General features: G+C 56.0%; 18 protein-coding genes and 3 tRNA genes. 12 read left to right on the top strand and 9 right to left on the bottom strand.

Annotated features, from left to right (window positions below):
- Positions 1-184 precede the first annotated feature (184 nt).
- On the top strand, positions 185-730 hold the full coding sequence (locus tag ACR0BZ_RS03760; protein WP_480919497.1) for a L,D-transpeptidase: 546 nt from the start codon (positions 185-187) through the stop codon (positions 728-730).
- Between the two features lie 68 nt (positions 731-798).
- On the opposite strand, the gene ACR0BZ_RS03755 is transcribed toward ACR0BZ_RS03760, so the two are convergent.
- The gene (locus tag ACR0BZ_RS03755; RefSeq protein ID WP_480472555.1) at positions 799-1,275 is read right to left on the bottom strand and encodes a fasciclin domain-containing protein; all 477 of its coding nucleotides are present in this window, start codon (positions 1,273-1,275) and stop codon (positions 799-801) included.
- 71 nt (positions 1,276-1,346) lie between these two features.
- Positions 1,347-2,198: a class I SAM-dependent methyltransferase gene (locus ACR0BZ_RS03750; RefSeq protein ID WP_480919496.1), complete on the bottom strand. Its 852-nt coding sequence runs from the start codon at positions 2,196-2,198 to the stop codon at positions 1,347-1,349.
- A 137-nt stretch (positions 2,199-2,335) separates the two neighbouring features.
- Here ACR0BZ_RS03750 and ACR0BZ_RS03745 point away from each other — a divergent pair, with 137 nt between their 5' ends.
- The 5 genes from ACR0BZ_RS03745 to ACR0BZ_RS03725 all read left to right on the top strand — a co-directional run bounded on the left by ACR0BZ_RS03745 (position 2,336) and on the right by ACR0BZ_RS03725 (position 7,059).
- Positions 2,336-3,451, top strand: a complete 1,116-nt coding sequence (locus tag ACR0BZ_RS03745) for a carboxylate-amine ligase (protein WP_480485758.1) — start codon at positions 2,336-2,338, stop codon at positions 3,449-3,451.
- A 110-nt stretch (positions 3,452-3,561) separates the two neighbouring features.
- The gene (locus tag ACR0BZ_RS03740) at positions 3,562-4,704 is read left to right on the top strand and encodes an acyl-CoA dehydrogenase family protein (RefSeq protein ID WP_209596109.1); all 1,143 of its coding nucleotides are present in this window, start codon (positions 3,562-3,564) and stop codon (positions 4,702-4,704) included.
- 7 nt (positions 4,705-4,711) lie between these two features.
- On the top strand, positions 4,712-5,752 hold the full coding sequence (locus tag ACR0BZ_RS03735; RefSeq protein WP_480919495.1) for a 3-hydroxyisobutyryl-CoA hydrolase: 1,041 nt from the start codon (positions 4,712-4,714) through the stop codon (positions 5,750-5,752).
- Between the two features lie 3 nt (positions 5,753-5,755).
- A complete protein-coding gene (gene mmsB, locus ACR0BZ_RS03730; protein WP_480919494.1) occupies positions 5,756-6,628 on the top strand; it encodes a 3-hydroxyisobutyrate dehydrogenase in 873 nt (290 codons plus the stop codon).
- A gap of 107 nt (positions 6,629-6,735) precedes the next feature.
- Entirely contained in the window at positions 6,736-7,059 is a 324-nt protein-coding gene (locus tag ACR0BZ_RS03725) for a hypothetical protein (protein ID WP_209504052.1), read from the top strand.
- A gap of 16 nt (positions 7,060-7,075) precedes the next feature.
- Here the strand turns inward: ACR0BZ_RS03725 and uvrA are convergent, their stop codons facing one another.
- The 3 genes from uvrA to ACR0BZ_RS03710 form a co-directional block, all read right to left on the bottom strand.
- Positions 7,076-9,934, bottom strand: a complete 2,859-nt coding sequence (gene uvrA, locus ACR0BZ_RS03720) for an excinuclease ABC subunit UvrA (protein WP_480919493.1) — start codon at positions 9,932-9,934, stop codon at positions 7,076-7,078.
- A 177-nt stretch (positions 9,935-10,111) separates the two neighbouring features.
- Positions 10,112-10,188 (bottom strand) — tRNA-Asp (locus tag ACR0BZ_RS03715).
- Between the two features lie 45 nt (positions 10,189-10,233).
- Positions 10,234-10,310: transfer RNA gene (locus ACR0BZ_RS03710), tRNA-Asp, on the bottom strand.
- 181 nt (positions 10,311-10,491) lie between these two features.
- Between ACR0BZ_RS03710 and ACR0BZ_RS03705 the strand changes: the two genes are divergently transcribed.
- Positions 10,492-10,566: transfer RNA gene (locus ACR0BZ_RS03705), tRNA-Val, on the top strand.
- A 138-nt stretch (positions 10,567-10,704) separates the two neighbouring features.
- Here the strand turns inward: ACR0BZ_RS03705 and lon are convergent.
- From lon to ACR0BZ_RS03690, 3 genes are all read right to left on the bottom strand, one after another.
- Entirely contained in the window at positions 10,705-13,113 is a 2,409-nt protein-coding gene (lon, locus tag ACR0BZ_RS03700) for an endopeptidase La (RefSeq protein ID WP_480919492.1), read from the bottom strand.
- Positions 13,114-13,392: 279 nt separating this feature from the next.
- Positions 13,393-14,523: a tRNA guanosine(34) transglycosylase Tgt gene (gene tgt, locus ACR0BZ_RS03695; RefSeq protein ID WP_480919491.1), complete on the bottom strand. Its 1,131-nt coding sequence runs from the start codon at positions 14,521-14,523 to the stop codon at positions 13,393-13,395.
- 63 nt (positions 14,524-14,586) lie between these two features.
- Complete coding sequence (locus tag ACR0BZ_RS03690; RefSeq protein WP_480919490.1) at positions 14,587-15,498, bottom strand: nucleoside hydrolase; 912 nt, start codon at positions 15,496-15,498, stop codon at positions 14,587-14,589.
- A 175-nt stretch (positions 15,499-15,673) separates the two neighbouring features.
- Here ACR0BZ_RS03690 and ACR0BZ_RS03685 point away from each other — a divergent pair, with 175 nt between their 5' ends.
- From ACR0BZ_RS03685 to ACR0BZ_RS03675, 3 genes are all read left to right on the top strand, one after another.
- Complete coding sequence (locus tag ACR0BZ_RS03685; protein ID WP_480472533.1) at positions 15,674-16,564, top strand: SPFH domain-containing protein; 891 nt, start codon at positions 15,674-15,676, stop codon at positions 16,562-16,564.
- Positions 16,564-16,842: an NfeD family protein gene (locus ACR0BZ_RS03680; protein WP_480516877.1), complete on the top strand. Its 279-nt coding sequence runs from the start codon at positions 16,564-16,566 to the stop codon at positions 16,840-16,842. Before ACR0BZ_RS03685 ends, ACR0BZ_RS03680 begins: the two co-directional genes overlap by 1 nt.
- 94 nt (positions 16,843-16,936) lie before the next feature.
- Positions 16,937-17,299: an SUF system Fe-S cluster assembly protein gene (locus ACR0BZ_RS03675; RefSeq protein WP_480481125.1), complete on the top strand. Its 363-nt coding sequence runs from the start codon at positions 16,937-16,939 to the stop codon at positions 17,297-17,299.
- A gap of 229 nt (positions 17,300-17,528) precedes the next feature.
- Here the strand turns inward: ACR0BZ_RS03675 and ACR0BZ_RS03670 are convergent, their stop codons facing one another.
- On the bottom strand, positions 17,529-17,870 hold the full coding sequence (locus tag ACR0BZ_RS03670) for a hypothetical protein (protein ID WP_480919489.1): 342 nt from the start codon (positions 17,868-17,870) through the stop codon (positions 17,529-17,531).
- Between the two features lie 217 nt (positions 17,871-18,087).
- On the opposite strand from ACR0BZ_RS03670, the gene ACR0BZ_RS03665 reads away from it, so the two are divergent.
- Both ACR0BZ_RS03665 and tpiA read left to right on the top strand, forming a co-directional pair.
- Entirely contained in the window at positions 18,088-18,453 is a 366-nt protein-coding gene (locus ACR0BZ_RS03665; RefSeq protein ID WP_480831021.1) for a HesB/IscA family protein, read from the top strand.
- A gap of 149 nt (positions 18,454-18,602) precedes the next feature.
- Complete coding sequence (gene tpiA, locus ACR0BZ_RS03660) at positions 18,603-19,352, top strand: triose-phosphate isomerase (protein ID WP_480481128.1); 750 nt, start codon at positions 18,603-18,605, stop codon at positions 19,350-19,352.
- Positions 19,353-19,357: the final 5 nt, after the last annotated feature.

The raw sequence follows: 19,357 nt of genomic DNA, 5'->3' as shown, positions 1-19,357 counted from the left end.
TTTCCGCCGAGCAGCGTTCAAATTCCCCACGTTCACAAGAAATTCAGGTGCGTCACTCTGGAAAATTGCGACCAATGGAAATATCTTGCCGCCAAATACACATTGAGCAGTGAATTTACCGGAGGCACCCTTGTCCCACTCCCGAATAACCCGTCGTTCCGCCCTGCTAGGCGTTGCATCCCTGATGGCGACCCCCGCCCTTGTTCGGGCACAAAGCACTGATGCTTTCCCGCAAACCGAAGACGCGATCAGCACACAGTTGCCGGTACGGCGCAATGTGTCGTCCTTCTCGCAGCAAAACTGGCAGGACCATTTTGATGAGCTGGGCGTAGGCTGCCTGTTGGCCGACATTACCAGCCGCGCGGTTCACTATTGGGCACCGGATGGCACCTATAAGCTGTACCCCAGCTCTGTGCCCATGAGCGAAGAGCTTACAAAACGCGGCTACACAAAAGTTGTGCGCAAGACCGAGTTTCCAAGCTGGACACCGACTGCCTCGATGCGCGAGCGTGACCCCAGCCTGCCTATTCGGATCGATGGCGGTGATCCCGGAAACCCGCTGGGCACACGTGCAATGTATTTGGACTGGCCCGCTTACCTGGTTCATGGCACGCATGACACCCGCAAGATCGGCCGGCAGAGCTCTTCTGGCTGTATCGGCCTTTACAACCAGCATGTCGAAGAACTGTATCCGCTGGTTAAGGTCGACACACAGGTTCGTTTGATCTAATCTACCAGCTCAGAAAAGCAAAAGCCCCGGTCATACGCCGGGGCTTTGATCTCTTAAGGAACAGAGCGTCATTCCGGCAGGATAACAGCGTCGACCACGTGGATCACGCCATTGCTGGCTTCAATATCTGCCTGTATGACCTTGGCGTCATTCACTTTGACGCCGTTTTTGGCATTCACGCTAAGCCGATCACCCTGAACAGTCAGAACCTTGGCGCGCTTGCCAGCAATGTCGCCGGACATCACTTTGGCTGGTACTACATGGTATGTCAGGATCGATACGAGTTGATCCTTGTTCTCCGGCAACAACAACGTTTCCACCGTGCCTTCGGGTAGTGCGGCAAAGGCTTCGTCTGTCGGGGCAAAGACGGTGAATGGACCTTTTCCTTTCAAGGTATCTACCAAACCTGCGGCTTGAACTGCGGCCACCAACGTGTTGAACGATCCGGCTGCTACAGCGGTATCAACGATATCTGCAGCCTGCGCTTTGAGCGGCATGGCAAATGCAAATGCGGCGACGGCACCCATAAAAGTACGACGAAACATGGCTGTCTTCTCCTCTCCAGCTTGTTATGGAAAGGGATACGGGGCTTTCGTCACGCCGGATCAGTCTGAGATCATTTTTCTTTTAGCTGCACCCAGATGCTTTGCGCGCGCCCTTCAGCCAAAAAGGGCAAATCGGCGACAGCATCGGGTCGATCCTGTTGCAAGTAATATCCCGGCCAAAGCATTGAATACGCTCCAGATTGCAGCAAAGCGTGCAGCATATACTGCTCACCCCAACCCGGGCAGTCATAGAAGAACCGCTTGGGGTATTCGTAGGGTAGAAAAACATCGTGCACATGGATCACCACTCCGGGCTTCAGTGTCGGAATGATGCGGCAGAACAAGTGTGCGACGTCGTTGCTCATCCGCACAACATGGCTGGAGTCGATAAACAGGACGTCGCCGGCTTCCAGCTCTGAAAACAGTACCGGGTCGGCCTCTTCCAGCCGTTTTTGCTCGAACCGATCAACAACATGGGCAATGTCAGCGCGGGGATACGGATCGATTGCCGTAATCGTGGTGTCAAACCCGCCATCGATGGCCGCCTGCCGGGTTACTCGGGTCGAATTACCACATCCAACCTCAATCACCCGCCGGGGTTGAAAGCGTCGGATCATCAGATACAAGGCATCCGCGTCGGGGCTGTCGTAATAGCCGTTTCCAGCACGATAGCCGGTCTGATTGCGCTCAGGATCCTTCAGCGCGTCCAGCGCATGCTTATGCGCGGCGTATTCACTGACCAGTTGCGAAATATCAAACCCATCCATTCCCGGCGACAAAGCATAGACGGGGCGCGTCAGACCTCCGGCAGCCTCAAAAGCTTCCAGCCGCGCGCGCTCATCCTGTTCGGTGACCTTGTCGACCAGTTTCACACCCAGGTCATCCAGGGCGGCGTTGATCTGCGGGAATTTTCTGGGTTTCAAGTCGCTGGCTCCGTGGTCTTTGCTGCGTTATTCCATACCTTTGGTGGTCGTTCCTCTGCAAGGACAAGCCGGGCAAACCCTTGGCAAAAAGAAAATTTCCGTATTCACTGATCAAAATAACTACCGCGAGGGCCGCCATGCAGCAGGAATTCACGATCGGGATCGAAGAAGAATACCTTCTTGTAGACCGCGACAGCCTCCAATTGTCCGAAGCTCCCGAAGCGCTGATGGAAGCCTGTCAGAATGATTTCGAAGGACAGGTCAGCCCCGAATTCCTGCAATGTCAGATAGAAGTCGGCACCCGCCCGCATGCAACCGTTGCTTCGGCGCGCGAGGACCTGAAACGCCTGCGCTCCTGTGTATCGGAACGGGCTGCGGAATATAACCTGTCACCAATAGCCGTGTCGTGCCACCCTTTTGCGAACTGGAAGGATCAGCATCACACCCGAAAGGAACGCTATGATGCGCTGCAACACGCGCTTGGGGGCGTGGCCCGCCGGATGTTGATCTGCGGCATGCATGTTCATGTCGGGGTCGAAGACCGAGCCTTGCGTTCTGATCTGATGCCGCAATTGTCTTACTTCCTGCCGCATCTTCTGGCGTTGTCAACGTCCTCGCCTTTCTGGAACGGCGAGGATACGGGCCTGTCGTCGTACCGTCTGACCGTCTTTGACAATCTGCCACGTACCGGTCTGCCACCGGTCTTTGCAAGCTGGGGCGAATATGAGCGCACCACGGGTATTTTGATTGAACTTGGGGTCATCGAAGATACCACTAAGATCTGGTGGGACCTGCGCCCCTCGCATCGCTTTCCAACGCTTGAAACGCGGATTATGGATGTCCAGCCAAGGTTGGAACACACGCTTTCACTGGCCGCCCTTGTTCAGGCGTTGACCAGAATGTTGTGCCGCTTGAAAGATCGCAACTTGCGCTGGCGGCAATATGATCGCTTTCTGATAGGTGAAAACCGCTGGCGCGCGCAGCGATATGGTGTGGGCGAAGGATTGATCGATTTCGGCGATCGCTCGATCAAACCCATGTCCGACCTGATCGGTGATCTGATGGGATTGCTGGCCGAAGACGCCGAGGCACTGGGCACAATGTCGGAACTGGCCCGCCTGCGGCAGATCGCCGAAAACGGCACCTCGGCCACACGCCAGCGCCGCGTTCATGCCGAGGCTTCCGCGCGCGGGGAAGATCCTGGCAAGGCCGTCGTGCGCCACCTGATCGAAGAGTTCCACGCGGATCTTTAGACACTGGCGACAACAGTCCCCTGCCCAGAGCCATTGTTGAGCCTGCAAAATTTCTGTAAGAATTCAGAAATAAACAACTGTTCAATTCATTGCCGATGGGAGGGAGCGCCATGGATTTCGCACTCAGCGAGGAACAAACAGCCATTTTCGACATGGCACATGCCTTTGGTCAGGAACATATCGCCCCTTTTGCCCGGCAATGGGAGGCTGATGGAACGATCCCCAAAACCTTATGGCCCCAAATCGGAGAGCTTGGCTTCGGCGCCCTTTACGTGTCCGAGGCCAGCGGTGGGTCAAACCTGACCCGTCTGGATGCAACTCTGGTTTTTGAGGCCCTATCGATGGCCTGCCCGTCGGTCGCGGCGTTCCTGTCGATCCATAATATGTGCGCCAAGATGCTCGACAACTTTGCAGACGATGACCTCAAGGCGCGCATCATGCCCGATGTTCTGAGCTTGAAAACTGTGTTGAGTTATTGCCTGACCGAGCCCGGTTCTGGATCGGATGCGGCAGCGCTGAAAACACGCGCCGAACGGACCAACGAAGGCTATACGCTGAACGGAACAAAGGCCTTCATTTCAGGCGGCGGATATTCCGACGCTTACGTCTGTATGGTGCGTACCGGCCAGGACGGGCCCAAAGGAATTTCGACCGTTTACGTTGAAGACGGCACGCCCGGCCTCAGCTTTGGCGCGCTCGAGCAGAAGATGGGCTGGAAAAGCCAACCCACCGCGCAAGTTCAGTTCGACGATTGCAAGATACCGGCCGGAAACCTTGTGGGCACGGAAGGTGACGGATTCAAATATGCGATGATGGGGTTGGATGGCGGACGGCTTAACATTTCTGCCTGCTCGCTTGGGGCCGCTCAGGCCGGGCTGGATATGACGCTGCAATACATGTCCGAACGCAAGGCTTTTGGCCAGTCCATCGACCAGTTTCAGGCCCTTCAATTCCGTCTGGCGGATATGGAGATCGAATTGCAGGCCGCGCGAACGTTCCTTAGGCAGGCAGCCTGGAAGCTGGATCAGGGCGCACCCGATGCCACGAAATTCTGCGCCATGGCCAAGAAGTTCGTTACCGAGACCGGATCGAAAGTGGTGGACCAGTGCCTGCAATTGCATGGCGGTTATGGCTATCTTGCGGATTACGGCATCGAAAAGCTTGTGCGTGATCTTCGTGTGCATCAGATATTGGAAGGCACGAACGAGATCATGCGTGTGATCGTATCGCGCCAGTTGCTTGCCAATCGCTGAGGCACCCATGTCAGATATCGATATCCGCACCACAGGCTGTGCCGGGCGTATCACCCTGACCCGTCCTCATGCGCTGAACGCGATGACCTATGACATGTGCATGGCCATCGACACAGCGCTGCGCAACTGGCGCGAGGATGATGAGATTGACCTGATCATCCTGGACGCCGAGGGGGAAAAAGCCTTCTGCGCGGGTGGTGATATTGCTGAACTTTATGAAACCGGCACCAAGGGTGATTTTTCTTACGGTCAAAAATTCTGGCGTGACGAATACCGTCTGAATGCCCTGATCTTCGAATATCCTAAACCGGTCATCAGCTTTCTTCAGGGGTTCGCGATGGGCGGCGGTGTTGGCATCGGATGCCATGGCAGCCATCGCGTTGTTGGAGAAAGCGCAAAGATTGCCATGCCAGAATGTTCCATCGGACTGGTGCCGGATGTCGGCGGCTCGTTGATGCTGGCCCTTGCGCCTGGACGCGCGGGTGAGTTTCTGGGAACAACCGGCTATCGGATGGGGCCTGCGGATGCGATCTATGCCGGGTTTGCCGACCTTTTCATCCCGCAATCACAATGGTCCGATCTGATCGAGTTGCTCGAAGCCTCTGGAAACGCTGAACTATTGGCTGACCATGCCGGTACACCGCCTGTTGGTGAATTGGCGAACTTGCAGGCCCAAATCGATCAGCATTTTTCCGGTGACACCCTTGGCGACGTTCTGAACAGTCTGCACAGCAACGACACTGAGTTTTCGGCGAAAACTCTGGGCATGCTGAGGAAAAACGCGCCGCTTTCCGTGGCTTGCACAATCGAGGTTCTTCATCGCCTGCGCTCCCCTTCTCTGACCATACGCCGAGCTCTGGAGATGGAGTATCGTTTCACCCACCGCGCGATGGAGCATGGCGATTTTCTGGAAGGCATCCGCGCGCAGATCATCGACAAGGATCGCAACCCGAACTGGCAGTTTCCTGACATGAACGTCCCTCTGGTTACCGTGTCGAAAATGCTTCAGCCCCTGGGTGCGGACGCCCTGACATTCGAAGAGGATTAAGAGATGCAAATCGGTTTCATCGGACTGGGAAACATGGGCGCGCCAATGGCAGCCAATCTTGCAAAAGCCGGTCATAAAGTACTTGGCTTTGACACAGCAGGCGTGACGGTTGACGGGGTTTCTCAAGCCGCAACCGCTTCGGAAGCTGTTGCAGCGGCCGATGCTGTCATCACGATGCTGCCAAACGGTGCGATTCTGAGGGCCGTTGCGGATCAGATCATTCCTGCAATGGCACAAGGTGCCGTGCTAATCGATTGCTCGACAGTTGATGTGGAAAGCGCGCGGGCAGTTGCGGATCAGGCCATCAACGCCGGACTGTTGTCCGTAGACGCGCCAGTTTCTGGCGGCATCGGTGGTGCTGCGGCTGGCACGCTGACCTTCATGGCTGGCGGATCAGAAGCCGCGTTTGCCAAGGCATCCCCTCTGTTCGACATCATGGGGCAGAAAGCTGTTCACTGTGGTGAGGCCGGTTCCGGTCAAGCTGCCAAAATCTGCAATAACATGATCCTTGGTGTCACCATGATTGCAACCTGTGAAGCCTTCGCTTTGGCCGACAAACTGGGTCTGGACCGGCAGAAGATGTTTGACGTGGTAAGTACGTCGTCCGGATACAGCTGGACGATGAACGCCTATTGCCCTGCCCCCGGTGTCGGCCCGCAAAGCCCGGCCGACAATGGGTACGCCCCCGGTTTTGCGGCCGAGCTGATGCTGAAGGACCTGCGCCTCAGCCAGCAGGCGGCTGAGAGTGCAGATGCAGATACACCGATGGGTCAGGCGGCCACCGCGCTTTATGAGCAATTTGTCGAGAACGAAGATGGCAAGGGACGCGATTTCAGTGCCATGTTGCCACGGTTCGAAAACCGCGGACGTGACTGAAACAACTGGCGGCATCTTGCCCAACGATTTGACAGATCTTGGGCAAGCGACCATCTAGGCAGTCATGAACAAAAGGCCCGGCTGGCCAATTCGCAAAGGACGGCGACATGACGAGATTTTTGGTAACGACGGCAACTCTGGCGGCTTTGGCCCTTTCCCCGGTTGCCGCGGTTGCAAAGAACAAGGCCGGGCATTGCCCTCCGGGTCTGGCCAAGAAATCCGTTCCCTGCGTGCCGCCTGGTCAGGCAAAGAAAATCTATCGCGATGGTGACTTCATTACCAATGATTACCGTTGGATCAATGACCCTTATCGCTATGGGTTGAACCGAAACTACTCATATGTCCGTGCCGGTGATTATGTGTACCGGGTCGACCCCGAGACACGCAAAGTCCTGAACCTGATCGGCGCGATCGCAGATATCCTGAACTGAGGCCGCGTCTGGGCACTTATTCTGCCGCGACGCGCGCGCCTTTCAGCATCGACTTCAGGTATCGCCCGGTGTGGCTGCGTTCAACATCGGCTATGTCTTCCGGTGTTCCTGTGGCGACGATTTCGCCACCGCCATCACCACCTTCAGGTCCAATGTCGATGATATGATCCGCGGTTTTAACCACATCCAGATTATGTTCAATCACCACCACAGTATTGCCCTGATCGACAAGTTCGTGCAGCACTTCCAACAGCTTGCGCACATCTTCGAAATGCAGACCTGTTGTCGGTTCGTCGAGAATATAGAGCGTTCGCCCGGTTGAACGCTTCGACAGTTCCTTAGACAGCTTTACCCGCTGCGCCTCGCCACCTGACAAAGTCGTGGCTTGTTGACCCACCTTGATATAGCCAAGACCCACACGCGCAAGGGCGTCCATCTTGTCCCGGATTGAGGGCACGGCCTTAAAGAACTCCTGCGCATCTTCCACTGTCATATCAAGCACATCCGCGATGGATTTGCCCTTGAACTTGATCTCAAGCGTCTCGCGGTTGTACCGCGCTCCCTTGCAGGTTTCGCAAGTCACGTAGACGTCAGGCAGAAAGTGCATCTCGATCTTGATGACACCGTCACCTTGACAAGCCTCACACCGCCCGCCTTTGACGTTAAAGCTGAAGCGACCGGGTTTGTACCCGCGTGCCTTAGCCTCAGGCAGGCCGGCAAACCAATCTCGGATCGGGGTGAAGGCCCCGGTGTAAGTCGCCGGGTTTGAACGCGGCGTTCGCCCAATGGGGCGCTGGTCGATGTCGATGACCTTATCGAGGTGTTCCAGCCCCTTGATGGTTTCACAGGGTGCTGGTGTCTGACGCGCCCCGTTCAGCCGCATTGACGCGGTTTTGAACAATGTCTCGATCGTGAGGGTGGATTTACCCCCGCCCGACACACCGGTGACACAAACGAATTTGCCCAAGGGGAAGTCGGCTGTGACATTCTTCAGGTTGTTGCCCGTGGCTTTGACCACCGTGACTTTCTGCTTTTTGCCTTTACGGCGCTGCACCGGAACCGCGATTTCACGCGTTCCCGCAAGGTACTGCCCGGTAATGGAGGCCGCATCTGCCGCGATTTCCGCAGGCGTTCCGTGACTGACCACCTGCCCGCCATGTACGCCTGCCCCCGGACCGATGTCGAAAACATAGTCAGCTTCACGGATGGCTTCCTCGTCATGTTCAACAACGATCACCGTATTGCCCTGATCCCTCAGGTTCTTGAGCGTGCCTAAAAGCCGGTCATTGTCACGCTGATGCAGTCCGATCGAGGGCTCATCCAGCACATAGAGAACCCCGGTCAGCCCCGAGCCGATCTGACTGGCCAGACGAATACGCTGGCTTTCGCCACCCGACAGTGTTCCGCTTGAACGGGACAGCGTAAGGTATTCCAAACCAACGTTATTCAGGAAACCAAGTCGCTCGCGAATTTCCTTGAGGATGGCGCGGGCAATTTCGTTTTTCTGGGCGCTCAGGTGGTTGGGCGCATCTTCGATCCACGCCAGAGCCTCACGGATCGACATCTGCACCACCTGCCCCACATGCAGCCCGGCGATCTTTACCGCCAGCGCTTCGGCCCGAAGCCTGTAGCCTTCGCAGGCACCGCAGGGGCGATTGTTTTGATATCGTTCAAATTCCTCACGAATCCATGCGCTGTCGGTTTCGCGGTATCGGCGCTCCATATTCGGGATCACGCCTTCAAAACTGCGGGTCACTTGATAGACGCGCCCGCCTTCGTCGTACCGGAACTGAATTTCATCATCCCCGGACCCACGCAGAAAGACCTCCTGCACATTTTTAGGCAGGTCTTTCCAGGGCGTGTTCTTGTCAAACTCGTAATGGCGCGCAATGGCCTCGATGGTCTGCAGGAAATACGGGGATTTACCCTTGCGCCATGGGGCCAAAGCGCCATCGTAGAGTTTCAGCGTCTGGTCCGGCACCACCAAGCGCTCATCGAAAAACAACTCGACCCCAAGACCGTCGCAATCCGGGCAGGCACCGAACGGCGCGTTGAATGAAAACAGGCGTGGTTCGATTTCGGGAATGGTGAAACCGCTGACCGGGCAGGCAAAATTCTCGCTGAATGTGATGCGTTCCGGATCATCCACACGCGGGGCAGTTTCCAATATGGCAATCCCGTCCGCCAGATCCAGAGCGGTGCGCAGGCTGTCGGCCAGGCGCGTTTCCATACCTTCCCGCACAACCAGTCGATCAACAACCACATCGATATCGTGACGGAATTTCTTATCCAATACAGGCGGTTGATCCAGTTCGTAGAACTCTCCGTCCACCTTGACGCGCTGGAAACCCTGTTTGCGCAGCTCCAGGAATTCTTTTTTGTACTCACCCTTCCGATCGCGCACGATGGGGGCCAGAAGATAACCGCGCGTACCGTCTTCCATTGTCATGATCCGGTCGACCATGTCCTGCACCTGCTGCGCCTCAATCGGTTGCCCGGTGGCTGGGCTGTAGGGCGTTCCGGCGCGGGCAAACAGCAGACGCAGATAGTCATAGATCTCGGTTACCGTGCCCACAGTTGAACGCGGGTTCTTGGACGTCGTCTTTTGTTCAATCGAAATTGCCGGAGACAGGCCGCTGATATGGTCGACATCCGGCTTTTCCATCATATCCAGGAATTGCCGGGCATAGGCCGAAAGGCTTTCGACATACCGGCGCTGGCCTTCTGCATAGATGGTGTCAAACGCCAATGAGGACTTCCCCGAACCCGACAGTCCGGTGATGACCACCAACTGATCCCGAGGGATATCAACGTCTATACCTTTGAGGTTATGTTCGCGCGCGCCGCGCACCTCGATATTCTTCAGCTCAGCCATATGCGGCCCCCAACAAACAAGTGGTTAAGAGATAGGCGAGCCAGACCAAGACTCCAACAGAAAAGTTAGAACATTTAGTGAACAGTCGAAATTTCGCCGATTAGAACCTGCAATGATCAATGGATTGGAAAAAGGTGCCCGTAAAGGCGCAACCGTTGATCTGCTTGAGGATGAAAATGGCGCGGTTGACGGGGCTCGAACCCGCGACCCCCGGCGTGACAGGCCGGTACTCTAACCAACTGAGCTACAACCGCGCATCTATTTTCGTGGCCTTTTGCCTGGACCAAGGTTGGCAGCGGTGGCGCGGTTGACGGGGCTCGAACCCGCGACCCCCGGCGTGACAGGCCGGTACTCTAACCAACTGAGCTACAACCGCCCGCTGCATGTTCATTGCTGAACGTTTGGGTGTATTATGGCTACGCTCGGGCAGCGTCAAGCGGCGTTTTCAAGTTTTTTGTCAGATTCCAGAATTTTGTATACGGCGCGATTTTTTGCGGATGCCGCAGGTTCTATTTCCCTTGCAGCCAACCTTCGGGAAAGATATCACCCCGTCCCATGGGTGATTAGCTCAGTGGTAGAGCGCTTCGTTCACATCGAAGATGTCAGCGGTTCAAATCCGTTATCACCCACCATTTTCCAGAGCACACCGATGCCCAAAATGAAACGCTGGTTTCATGCAACGTCTTGGCGCTGCATGGTGCGGTCTTCACTACATCCCTCAACAAAAAAGGCGAAGCTATTGCTTCGCCTTTTGTTGACTCACCAAAGACTTAATGCGCGGTCGCGGAAGGTCCGGTATTACCGGGCGACGCGGCCGCCGCTGCCGCGGCCTCTTCCGCGGCTTCGTCCCATTCGATCGGTTCCGGTTTACGCACCAAAGCATGTTCCAGAACTTCCGAGACATGTTTGACCGGGATGATCTTCAGCCCTTCTTTGACGTTGTCCGGGATATCCGCCAGATCCTTTTCATTCTCTTCCGGGATCAAAACGGTCTTTATCCCACCACGCAGCGCGGCCAGCAGTTTTTCTTTCAAACCACCAATCGGCATCGCATTCCCGCGTAGTGAGACTTCGCCGGTCATAGCAATGTCTTTCCGAACGGGAATACCGGTCAGAACCGAGACAATAGACGTGACCATGGCCAGACCAGCGGATGGGCCATCCTTGGGTGTCGCGCCATCCGGCACGTGAACGTGAATGTCGATCTTGTCAAACTGCGGCGGCTTCACCCCGATCTGAGGCGAAATCGAGCGCACATAGGACGAAGCGGCGTCGATGGATTCCTTCATCACATCGCCCAGCTTACCGGTCGTCTTCATCCGCCCTTTGCCGGGCAATTTCAACGCTTCGATATGCAGCAGGTCGCCACCCACTGATGTCCACGCAAGACCGGTGACAACACCAATCTGATCGTCCTGCTCAGCCAGACCGTAACGGAATTTCGGAACACCCAGGAAATCTTGCAGGTTTTCGGGTGTGACCTTAACGGTCTCCGCGTCCTTCTTGATGATCTTGGTCAGCGACTTCCGCGCAACCTTGGCGATTTCACGTTCAAGGTTCCGTACGCCCGCCTCGCGGGTATAGGTGCGGATGATCTTCTGCAGCGCTTCGTCGGTCAGCTCGAACTCCTTGGCTTTCAAACCATGGTTCTTGACCTGTTTGCTGATCAGGTGCTGCTTGGCGATCTCGCGCTTTTCGTCCTCGGTGTAACCGGCCAACGGGATGATCTCCATCCGGTCAAGCAAAGGCCCAGGCATGTTGTAGCTGTTCGACGTGGTCAGGAACATCACGTTGGACAGGTCATATTCAACCTCAAGATAATGGTCCATGAACGTGTTGTTCTGCTCCGGGTCCAGCACCTCAAGCATTGCTGATGCCGGATCACCCCGAAAATCCTGCCCCATCTTGTCGATTTCATCCAACAAAATCAGCGGATTCGTGGTTTTCGCCTTCTTCAGCGCCTGGATGATCTTGCCGGGCATCGAGCCAATGTAAGTCCGACGATGGCCCCGGATTTCGGATTCGTCACGTACACCACCCAATGAGATGCGAATGAACTCGCGCCCGGTTGCCTTCGCAACCGACTTACCCAGCGAGGTCTTGCCCACGCCCGGAGGGCCGACAAGGCACAAAATCGGCCCTTTCAGCTTTTTCGAGCGCTGCTGAACCGCGAGGTATTCAACGATCCGTTCCTTGACCTTTTCAAGCCCATAATGGTCCGCGTCCAGAATCTCCTGCGCGCGGCCCAGATCCTTTTTGACACGGGATTTGGTGCCCCAAGGCAGAGCAAGAATCCAATCCAGATAGTTGCGCACAACTGTGGCTTCGGCCGACATGGGCGACATGTTCTTGAGCTTCTTAAGCTCACCCTCGGCCTTTTCCCGCGCTTCTTTCGACAGCTTGGTTTCGGCGATTTTGGCTTCCAGTTCAGCAACTTCGTTGCTGCCGTCCTCACCATCGCCAAGTTCCTTCTGAATGGCCTTCATCTGCTCATTCAGATAATATTCACGCTGCGTCTTCTCCATCTGGGATTTGACGCGGGTCTTGATCTTCTTCTCGACCTGCAGAACAGACATCTCGCCCTGCATCAGGCCATAGACCTTCTCAAGCCGCTCGCTGACGCTAAGGGTTTCCAGAAGCTCCTGCTTTTGTTCGACTTCGATGCCCAGATGCCCCGACACAAGGTCGGCCAGCTTCGCAGGCTCGGTTGTATCGCCCACTGCGGTCAGTGCCTCTTCGGGGATGTTCTTGCGCACTTTGGCATAACGCTCGAACTCGTCCGCGACAGTGCGCAACAGTGCTTCGGTCGTGGTGACGTCGCCGGGAATTTCGGTCAGGTATTCCGCGCGGGCTTCGAAGAACTCTTCGTTCTCCAGAAACTCGGTGATCTGAACGCGCGCCTGCCCTTCGACCAGCACTTTTACCGTGCCATCGGGCAACTTCAGCAGTTGCAGCACATTTGCCAAAACGCCGGTGCGATAGATGCCTTCTTCATCCGGATCGTCAACGCCGGGATCGATCTGGCTGGACAACAGAATTTGCTTGTCATCCTGCATCACCTCTTCCAGCGCGCGGACCGATTTGTCACGGCCTACGAAAAGCGGCACGATCATATGTGGGAACACCACAATATCGCGCAGCGGCAGGACGGGGTAGGAGGAATTCAGAGGCTCTTGCATGCTCTATCCTTATCGTTGGCAAGACGGCACTTGTCCCTCATCGAGGCAACATTTGACCGTCTCCTGTCTTGGACGATAAAGGTGGGGCCTCATCGCCCGTTTTCAACCTTACCGCCATGTATCACCAATCAGAATGAACCGAGGTTTGGCGGACTGCAAGGCGTGCCGGGAACATATCCACCAAAATAGTAGAATACGCCCCGGTCTTGCGCGATCAGTCGCCAGAAAACAGCCCGGCTGTGCAGAATTGCCCGTTTTCGCCTTGGAGGGGGCAAAACATCACAGCGGTTCGATATCCCCCTGCGCGCGCTGCGCGTGGAAATCGGCTTGCCAGACTTCGAACGCACCCGCGGCAATCGCGTCGCGCATGCCGGCCATGATCTCCTGAAAATAATGCAGGTTATGCCATGTCAGCAACATGCCGGAAATCATCTCATTCGCACGGAACACGTGGTGCAGGTAAGCGCGGGAATAATTCGAACAAGCCGGGCAAGTGCAGTGTTCGTCCAGCGGCCGCGGATCGTCTGCGTGACGGGCATTCTTGATGTTCACCACACCGTAGCGGGTGAAAACCTGCCCTGTACGCCCGGACCGCGAGGGCAACACACAGTCCATCATGTCGATCCCGCGGGCAACAGCACCGACGATGTCGTCGGGCTTGCCGACGCCCATCAGATAGCGCGGCTTGTCCGATGGCAGGAAATCGGGGGCATAGTCGAGGCAAGAGAACATGGCCTCCTGCCCTTCGCCGACGGCCAGGCCACCAACTGCGTAGCCTTCGAAACCAATAGATTTCAAAACCTTGGCGCTTTCTTCGCGCAGGTCTTTTTCCAGCCCACCTTGCATGATGCCAAACAGCGCATGTCCCGGACGATCGCCAAACGCATCGCGCGACCGTTCGGCCCAACGCATCGACAGGCGCATCGACTCGGCAATGCGGTCACGATCCGCTGGCAGTGCGGGGCATTCATCGAAACACATGACAATGTCCGAGCCCAACAGGCGCTGGATCTCCATCGACCGTTCCGGCGTCAATTCGTGCTTTGACCCGTCAATATGGGATTTGAAGGTCACGCCCTTTTCAGTCAGCTTGCGCAAACCGGCCAGCGACATGACCTGAAATCCGCCGGAATCTGTCAGAATGGGCCGATCCCAGTTCATGAATTTGTGCAGTCCACCCAGTCGATCAATACGCTCAGCGGTCGGGCGCAACATCAGGTGATAGGTGTTCCCCAGAAGGATGTCTGCACCTGTCGCCCGAACGCTTTCCGGCATCATCGCCTTGACCGTTGCCGCCGTGCCAACCGGCATAAAGGCAGGCGTTCGCACGTCGCCGCGCGGTGTGCTGATCACACCGGTCCGGGCTTTGCCGTCTGTGGCTTTCAGATCAAAAGAAAACTGTTGGGTCATGTCATCGCCTCGGGTCGCCGAACCGGGCAGGCTTTGCCCGATCCGTTCGGTCTTTGCAACCCGTCAGGGTAGCGAGGCAACACGGTCTGTAAACAGTTGAACAACCCCTGCCCCATCCACGTCGCGGCAGACCCGAACTGCGGGACGTTCCGGATCAGGTCGCGTCGCACCCTTCTGGTCGCCTTCGGTGACAACCCGCAGACCCGTTTCGACCATGTCAAACATAGCACCATGAGAACAAGCGATCACAGCCGTCGAATCGTGCAGGCCGCAACCTTCCAGACCACCGACGTCCTTGTAGAACTTCAGGTAAAAGCGAGAGATATCGCGCAGAAAGGACCCCATGTCAGGTGATCGCATTGCCAGGCTTTCGAAATCCGCAGTCTCGTAGAGCGTTTTCAGCGTGACATCCAAGCCGACAAGTACCGTATCCGGCGGTGTGGCAAAGACCTCTTCAGCCGCAATAGCATCATGGTAGATGTTTGCCTCGGCATGGTTGGTTATATTGCCCGGGCAGTACACAGCGCCGCCCATGATAACCAAACGCCCCAGATTGTCGGCGAATTCCGGATCCAGACGAATGGCGTTGGCGATGTTGGTCAGAGGGCCCACGGCGCAAACCACCAGTTCTTTCTTATGGGTTCGTGCCATGTCGACCAGAAATTCAGCAGCCGGCAGGGCGTGGTTACTTCCAATCTCGGGAATGTCAGTCAGGTCACCGAATCCTTCGGGACCATGCACATGTTCGGATGGCGAATGCGCATCGGCACCCAATGCAACGGCAGCCCCTTCCGCGACAGGCAAATCCAGACCCAGTTTATCAAGCAGGAATCGGGCATTGCGGCTGGATTGATGTACATGCGTGTTTCCAAACACCGTGGTCAGGCCGATCAGCTCGATCTCGGGTGCTGCAGCGGCATAGGCGATAGCCATGGCATCATCGATGCCAGGATCTGTATCGATTATCAGTTTCATCCCCGCCCGATACCGCAAACAATTAGGGATGCAAAGCGGTCACAGCACGATTTTTCGATACAGCGTTTCATTATCGAGGCATTTGCATGGGACTGCTTTCCCCTCATACCAGAGTTGAAATCGAGCGACTCAATCGCCACATGTATACTATAGTACACAAAAACAAGAGGACAGTATGACCGAAGACCAAATCATCGGATTGCTTTCGTCAAACATCATTTACCTGCTGGCCGCGGTGCTGGTAATTGTTATCATTTTCAAGGGCATCAAGATTGTACCTCAGTCCGAAAAATACGTGGTAGAACGGTTTGGGCGCCTGCATTCCGTGCTTGGCCCCGGCATCAACTTTATCGTTCCGCTGCTGGACATTGCGCGCCACAAGATCTCGATCCTGGAACGCCAACTGCCAAACGCGACGCAGGACGCAATCACCAAGGACAACGTTTTGGTGCAGATCGATACATCGGTCTTCTACCGTATTCTCGAACCTGAAAAGACGGTCTACCGAATCCGCGACGTTGATGGCGCGATTGCTACCACTGTCGCCGGGATCGTTCGCGCCGAGATCGGTAAAATGGATTTGGATGAGGTCCAGTCGAACCGGTCCCAACTGATCACGCGTATTCAGGAAAGCGTTGAAACCGCTGTCGATGACTGGGGCATCGAAGTCACCCGCGCCGAGATTCTGGACGTAAATCTGGATCAGGCCACCCGTGACGCCATGCTGCAACAGCTGAACGCCGAACGCGCCCGTCGTGCGCAGGTGACAGAAGCCGAGGGCAAAAAGCGCGCAGTCGAGCTGCATGCCGACGCCGAGCTTTATGCGGCGGAACAAACCGCCAAGGCGCGGCGCATTCAGGCCGAAGCCGAAGCTTATGCCACAGGTGTGGTCGCCAAGGCCATTCAGGATAACGGCATTGAAGCGGCCCAGTATCAGGTTGCCTTGAAGCAGGTTGAAGCCCTGAATGCGCTTGGAAACGGTACTGGCAAGCAAACTATTGTTGTGCCTGCCAACGCACTGGAAGCCTTTGGTGACGCATTCAAGATGTTAAAAGGAGGAAAATGATGGCAGACCCCTTCTGGTTGACCTGGTGGATCTGGCTCGCCGCCGCATTGGCGCTGGGTATCCTTGAGATTGTCCTGCCAGGGTTCATTTTTCTGGGCTTTGCAATCGGGGCCGCAGTCACGGGCCTTATCCTTGCCGTATCCGGTATGGCTCTGTCTTTGAATGTGTTGGCGTTGATCTTCGCAGTGATGTCACTGATTGCGTGGCTTGTTTTGCGGAAACTGTTTGCATTGCCGCAAGGTCAGGTCAAAACCTTCAACCACGACATCAACGACTAAATTGCCGCGGCGCCCCAATCGGCGCCGCCGCCCTACTGGACCCTGTTGCGCCAATTCCCTATATAATCACTCAGGCAACTGACCCGAGGCAAAGATGACTCACCCCAGCGAACAGTTTGAAGGCACGCCGCTGATTGCGCCGTCAACCATTGAGCACCCCCTGTACGAGCCCGTGGTCGAGGCGTGTCGCACGGTCTACGATCCGGAAATCCCGGTGAACATCTATGACCTCGGCCTGATCTACACGATCGACATTTCCTCGGACAACGCCGTGAAGGTGATCATGACACTGACAGCACCCGGTTGCCCTGTTGCCGGCGACATGCCCGGATGGATCATGGAAGCGATCGAGCCTGTTGCAGGCATCAAAGAGGTTGACGTGGAACTGACCTGGGAGCCGCCCTGGGGTATGGAGATGATGTCAGACGAAGCACGTCTGGAACTGGGATTTATGTAGGCACCTGCCACAGTTTCCCGGGTATTTGTCACAAAACATTGGCGTTTTTGTTACCTGCTCGTGCTGTCCCTGTCACAATGATGCAGGAAAAGACCTGTGGACGGCACCAATCAGTGTCGCCTCGGGCCAGACATGATTTGACCGCCCCCCGAGTTCCGGCCCCGAAACACGGACCGTTCTTGCCCGAGAACGGTCCTTTTTCTTATCCAAACCACCGAACGTCGGGTAATCAGTTAAAATTGCAGGTCTTTTTGATCTCCGCAGATCTGGCGTCAAGTTGATTGATGTAGTCGCCCGACAGCATTTGCAGCCGTTTGTGTTCCGTTCCTGTGACCAGCCCCAAAAGTGCCCCGGCAGGAGTAATGGCGGCAACACTTTCCAACTGTTGGTCCTGCGCGTGCTTTTTCTCGGCCGCGATGGCGCGCAAATCGCCCTCGGCGGTCGCGCAGTTTAATGGATGCCTCTCTCCATCATTGGTGGCCGCCGCATCATCCGGAACAAACAGAAGAACTGCAATGGTAAGCACCGCGCGCATCAAGATCGAATTAACAATCGCCTGTAAATCATTCACAATAATATCCTTTCCGATAGTATATCAAAGCAAACCGAATTAACGGCTGACCAACTTGAACCCATTCAGTTCCACGGTCTCACAGTTGGATATCTTCAGCGAACCCATTCTGAATGCCGGGTTGTTTCATCCGGATAAAACTCTTTATAACACACCGTCTTGAGCCTTGACCTCCTGAGCCCTAAATTAAACGCAACGCGCGACAACGGAGACTTACATGTTCGGCATTCCCGGCAAACAGGCTGTGACCATGACACCTAAAGCCGCAGAACAAATCACCCGCCTGATGAACTCGGGTGGCCACGCTGGCTTGCGCATTGGCGTCAAGAAAGGCGGCTGTGCGGGTATGGAATATACCATGGAATATGTCGATCAAGCCGATCCGCATGACGAAGTTGTCGAACAGAATGGAGCACGCGTCATGATCGCGCCAATGGCGCAGATGTTCCTGTTCGGCACTGAAATCGATTACGAGGTGTCGTTGCTGGAATCAGGTTTCAAGTTCAAGAACCCGAATGTTGTCGACGCTTGCGGTTGTGGTGAATCCATCAAATTCGATGAAAGCATCACGCAGCAATCCTAGTTTGCGCCGGGTAATCCTGTGACACGGGCCCGACCGAACGACGTATTGTCGATCATAGCGCTTGAACCCACCCGATCCGTGGAATTGTAAGATCGCGTCGACAATGCTATCCGCATCCTAAATCATCGAATGATCAGGGAGATACGGGTATGCGGCGCAGGCTTGCGGCAGGAAACTGGAAAATGAACGGAACCGGTGCTGCGCTGAGCGAGCTTGAAGCACTGTGCAAGTCCTACCCAGACGCTTCGGTCGATATCCTGATCTGCCCTCCGGCAACATTGCTCAGCCGCGCAGCGGACACCGTACGCGGGTCAGCGGTTACCGTCGGCGGGCAGGATTGCCACGCGGCAAGCGCGGGCGCGCATACAGGCGATATCAGCGCCGGGATGCTGCTGGACGCGGGCGCGACGTCAGTCATCCTGGGTCATTCCGAACGTCGCGTAGACCATGAAGAGCATGACGAGGATATACGCGCCAAGGCCCGTGCAGCGATGGACGCGGGGTTAAAAGCGATCATTTGCGTAGGCGAAAGTCTGGAGCAACGCGAGGCGGCCAATACGCTCGACATAATCGGCGGTCAGATGTCGGGGTCGATCCCGGATCAGGCAACCGGCGAGAACCTGATCATTGCATATGAGCCGATCTGGGCCATCGGCACCGGCAAGGTTCCGACGCTTGATGAGATTGGGGAAGTTCACGACTTCATCCGCGCCCGGCTAGAGCGCCGCTTTGGCGAAGGTGTGGGCCGCTCTGTCCGTCTTCTGTATGGTGGGTCGGTCAAACCCTCCAACGCGGCGGAGATCTTTGCGGTTTCAAATGTCGATGGTGCGCTTGTGGGTGGCGCCAGCCTGAAGGCCGGGGATTTCACGGGCATTATTCAGGCGCTGGAGAGCGTCTAGGATTC

It is taken from the genome of Ruegeria sp. P8 (genome assembly GCF_056534665.1).
This window is presented reverse-complemented; position numbering and strand designations above follow the sequence as displayed.

Excerpts from the sequence above, each read along its gene's own strand:
- ACR0BZ_RS03680 (WP_480516877.1), top strand. The coding sequence starts at position 16,564 with ATGGCAGACCCCTTCTGGTTGACCTGGTGGATCTGGCTCGCCGCCGCA.
- ACR0BZ_RS03760 (WP_480919497.1), top strand. The coding sequence starts at position 185 with ATGGCGACCCCCGCCCTTGTTCGGGCACAAAGCACTGATGCTTTCCCG.
- tpiA (WP_480481128.1), top strand. The coding sequence starts at position 18,603 with ATGCGGCGCAGGCTTGCGGCAGGAAACTGGAAAATGAACGGAACCGGT.
- ACR0BZ_RS03685 (WP_480472533.1), top strand. The coding sequence starts at position 15,674 with ATGACCGAAGACCAAATCATCGGATTGCTTTCGTCAAACATCATTTAC.
- ACR0BZ_RS03745 (WP_480485758.1), top strand. The coding sequence starts at position 2,336 with ATGCAGCAGGAATTCACGATCGGGATCGAAGAAGAATACCTTCTTGTA.
- tgt (WP_480919491.1), bottom strand. The coding sequence starts at position 14,523 with ATGACCCAACAGTTTTCTTTTGATCTGAAAGCCACAGACGGCAAAGCC.
- ACR0BZ_RS03690 (WP_480919490.1), bottom strand. The coding sequence starts at position 15,498 with ATGAAACTGATAATCGATACAGATCCTGGCATCGATGATGCCATGGCT.
- ACR0BZ_RS03740 (WP_209596109.1), top strand. The coding sequence starts at position 3,562 with ATGGATTTCGCACTCAGCGAGGAACAAACAGCCATTTTCGACATGGCA.
- lon (WP_480919492.1), bottom strand. The coding sequence starts at position 13,113 with ATGCAAGAGCCTCTGAATTCCTCCTACCCCGTCCTGCCGCTGCGCGAT.
- ACR0BZ_RS03675 (WP_480481125.1), top strand. The coding sequence starts at position 16,937 with ATGACTCACCCCAGCGAACAGTTTGAAGGCACGCCGCTGATTGCGCCG.
- ACR0BZ_RS03735 (WP_480919495.1), top strand. The coding sequence starts at position 4,712 with ATGTCAGATATCGATATCCGCACCACAGGCTGTGCCGGGCGTATCACC.
- uvrA (WP_480919493.1), bottom strand. The coding sequence starts at position 9,934 with ATGGCTGAGCTGAAGAATATCGAGGTGCGCGGCGCGCGCGAACATAAC.
- ACR0BZ_RS03725 (WP_209504052.1), top strand. The coding sequence starts at position 6,736 with ATGACGAGATTTTTGGTAACGACGGCAACTCTGGCGGCTTTGGCCCTT.
- ACR0BZ_RS03665 (WP_480831021.1), top strand. The coding sequence starts at position 18,088 with ATGTTCGGCATTCCCGGCAAACAGGCTGTGACCATGACACCTAAAGCC.
- mmsB (WP_480919494.1), top strand. The coding sequence starts at position 5,756 with ATGCAAATCGGTTTCATCGGACTGGGAAACATGGGCGCGCCAATGGCA.
- ACR0BZ_RS03755 (WP_480472555.1), bottom strand. The coding sequence starts at position 1,275 with ATGTTTCGTCGTACTTTTATGGGTGCCGTCGCCGCATTTGCATTTGCC.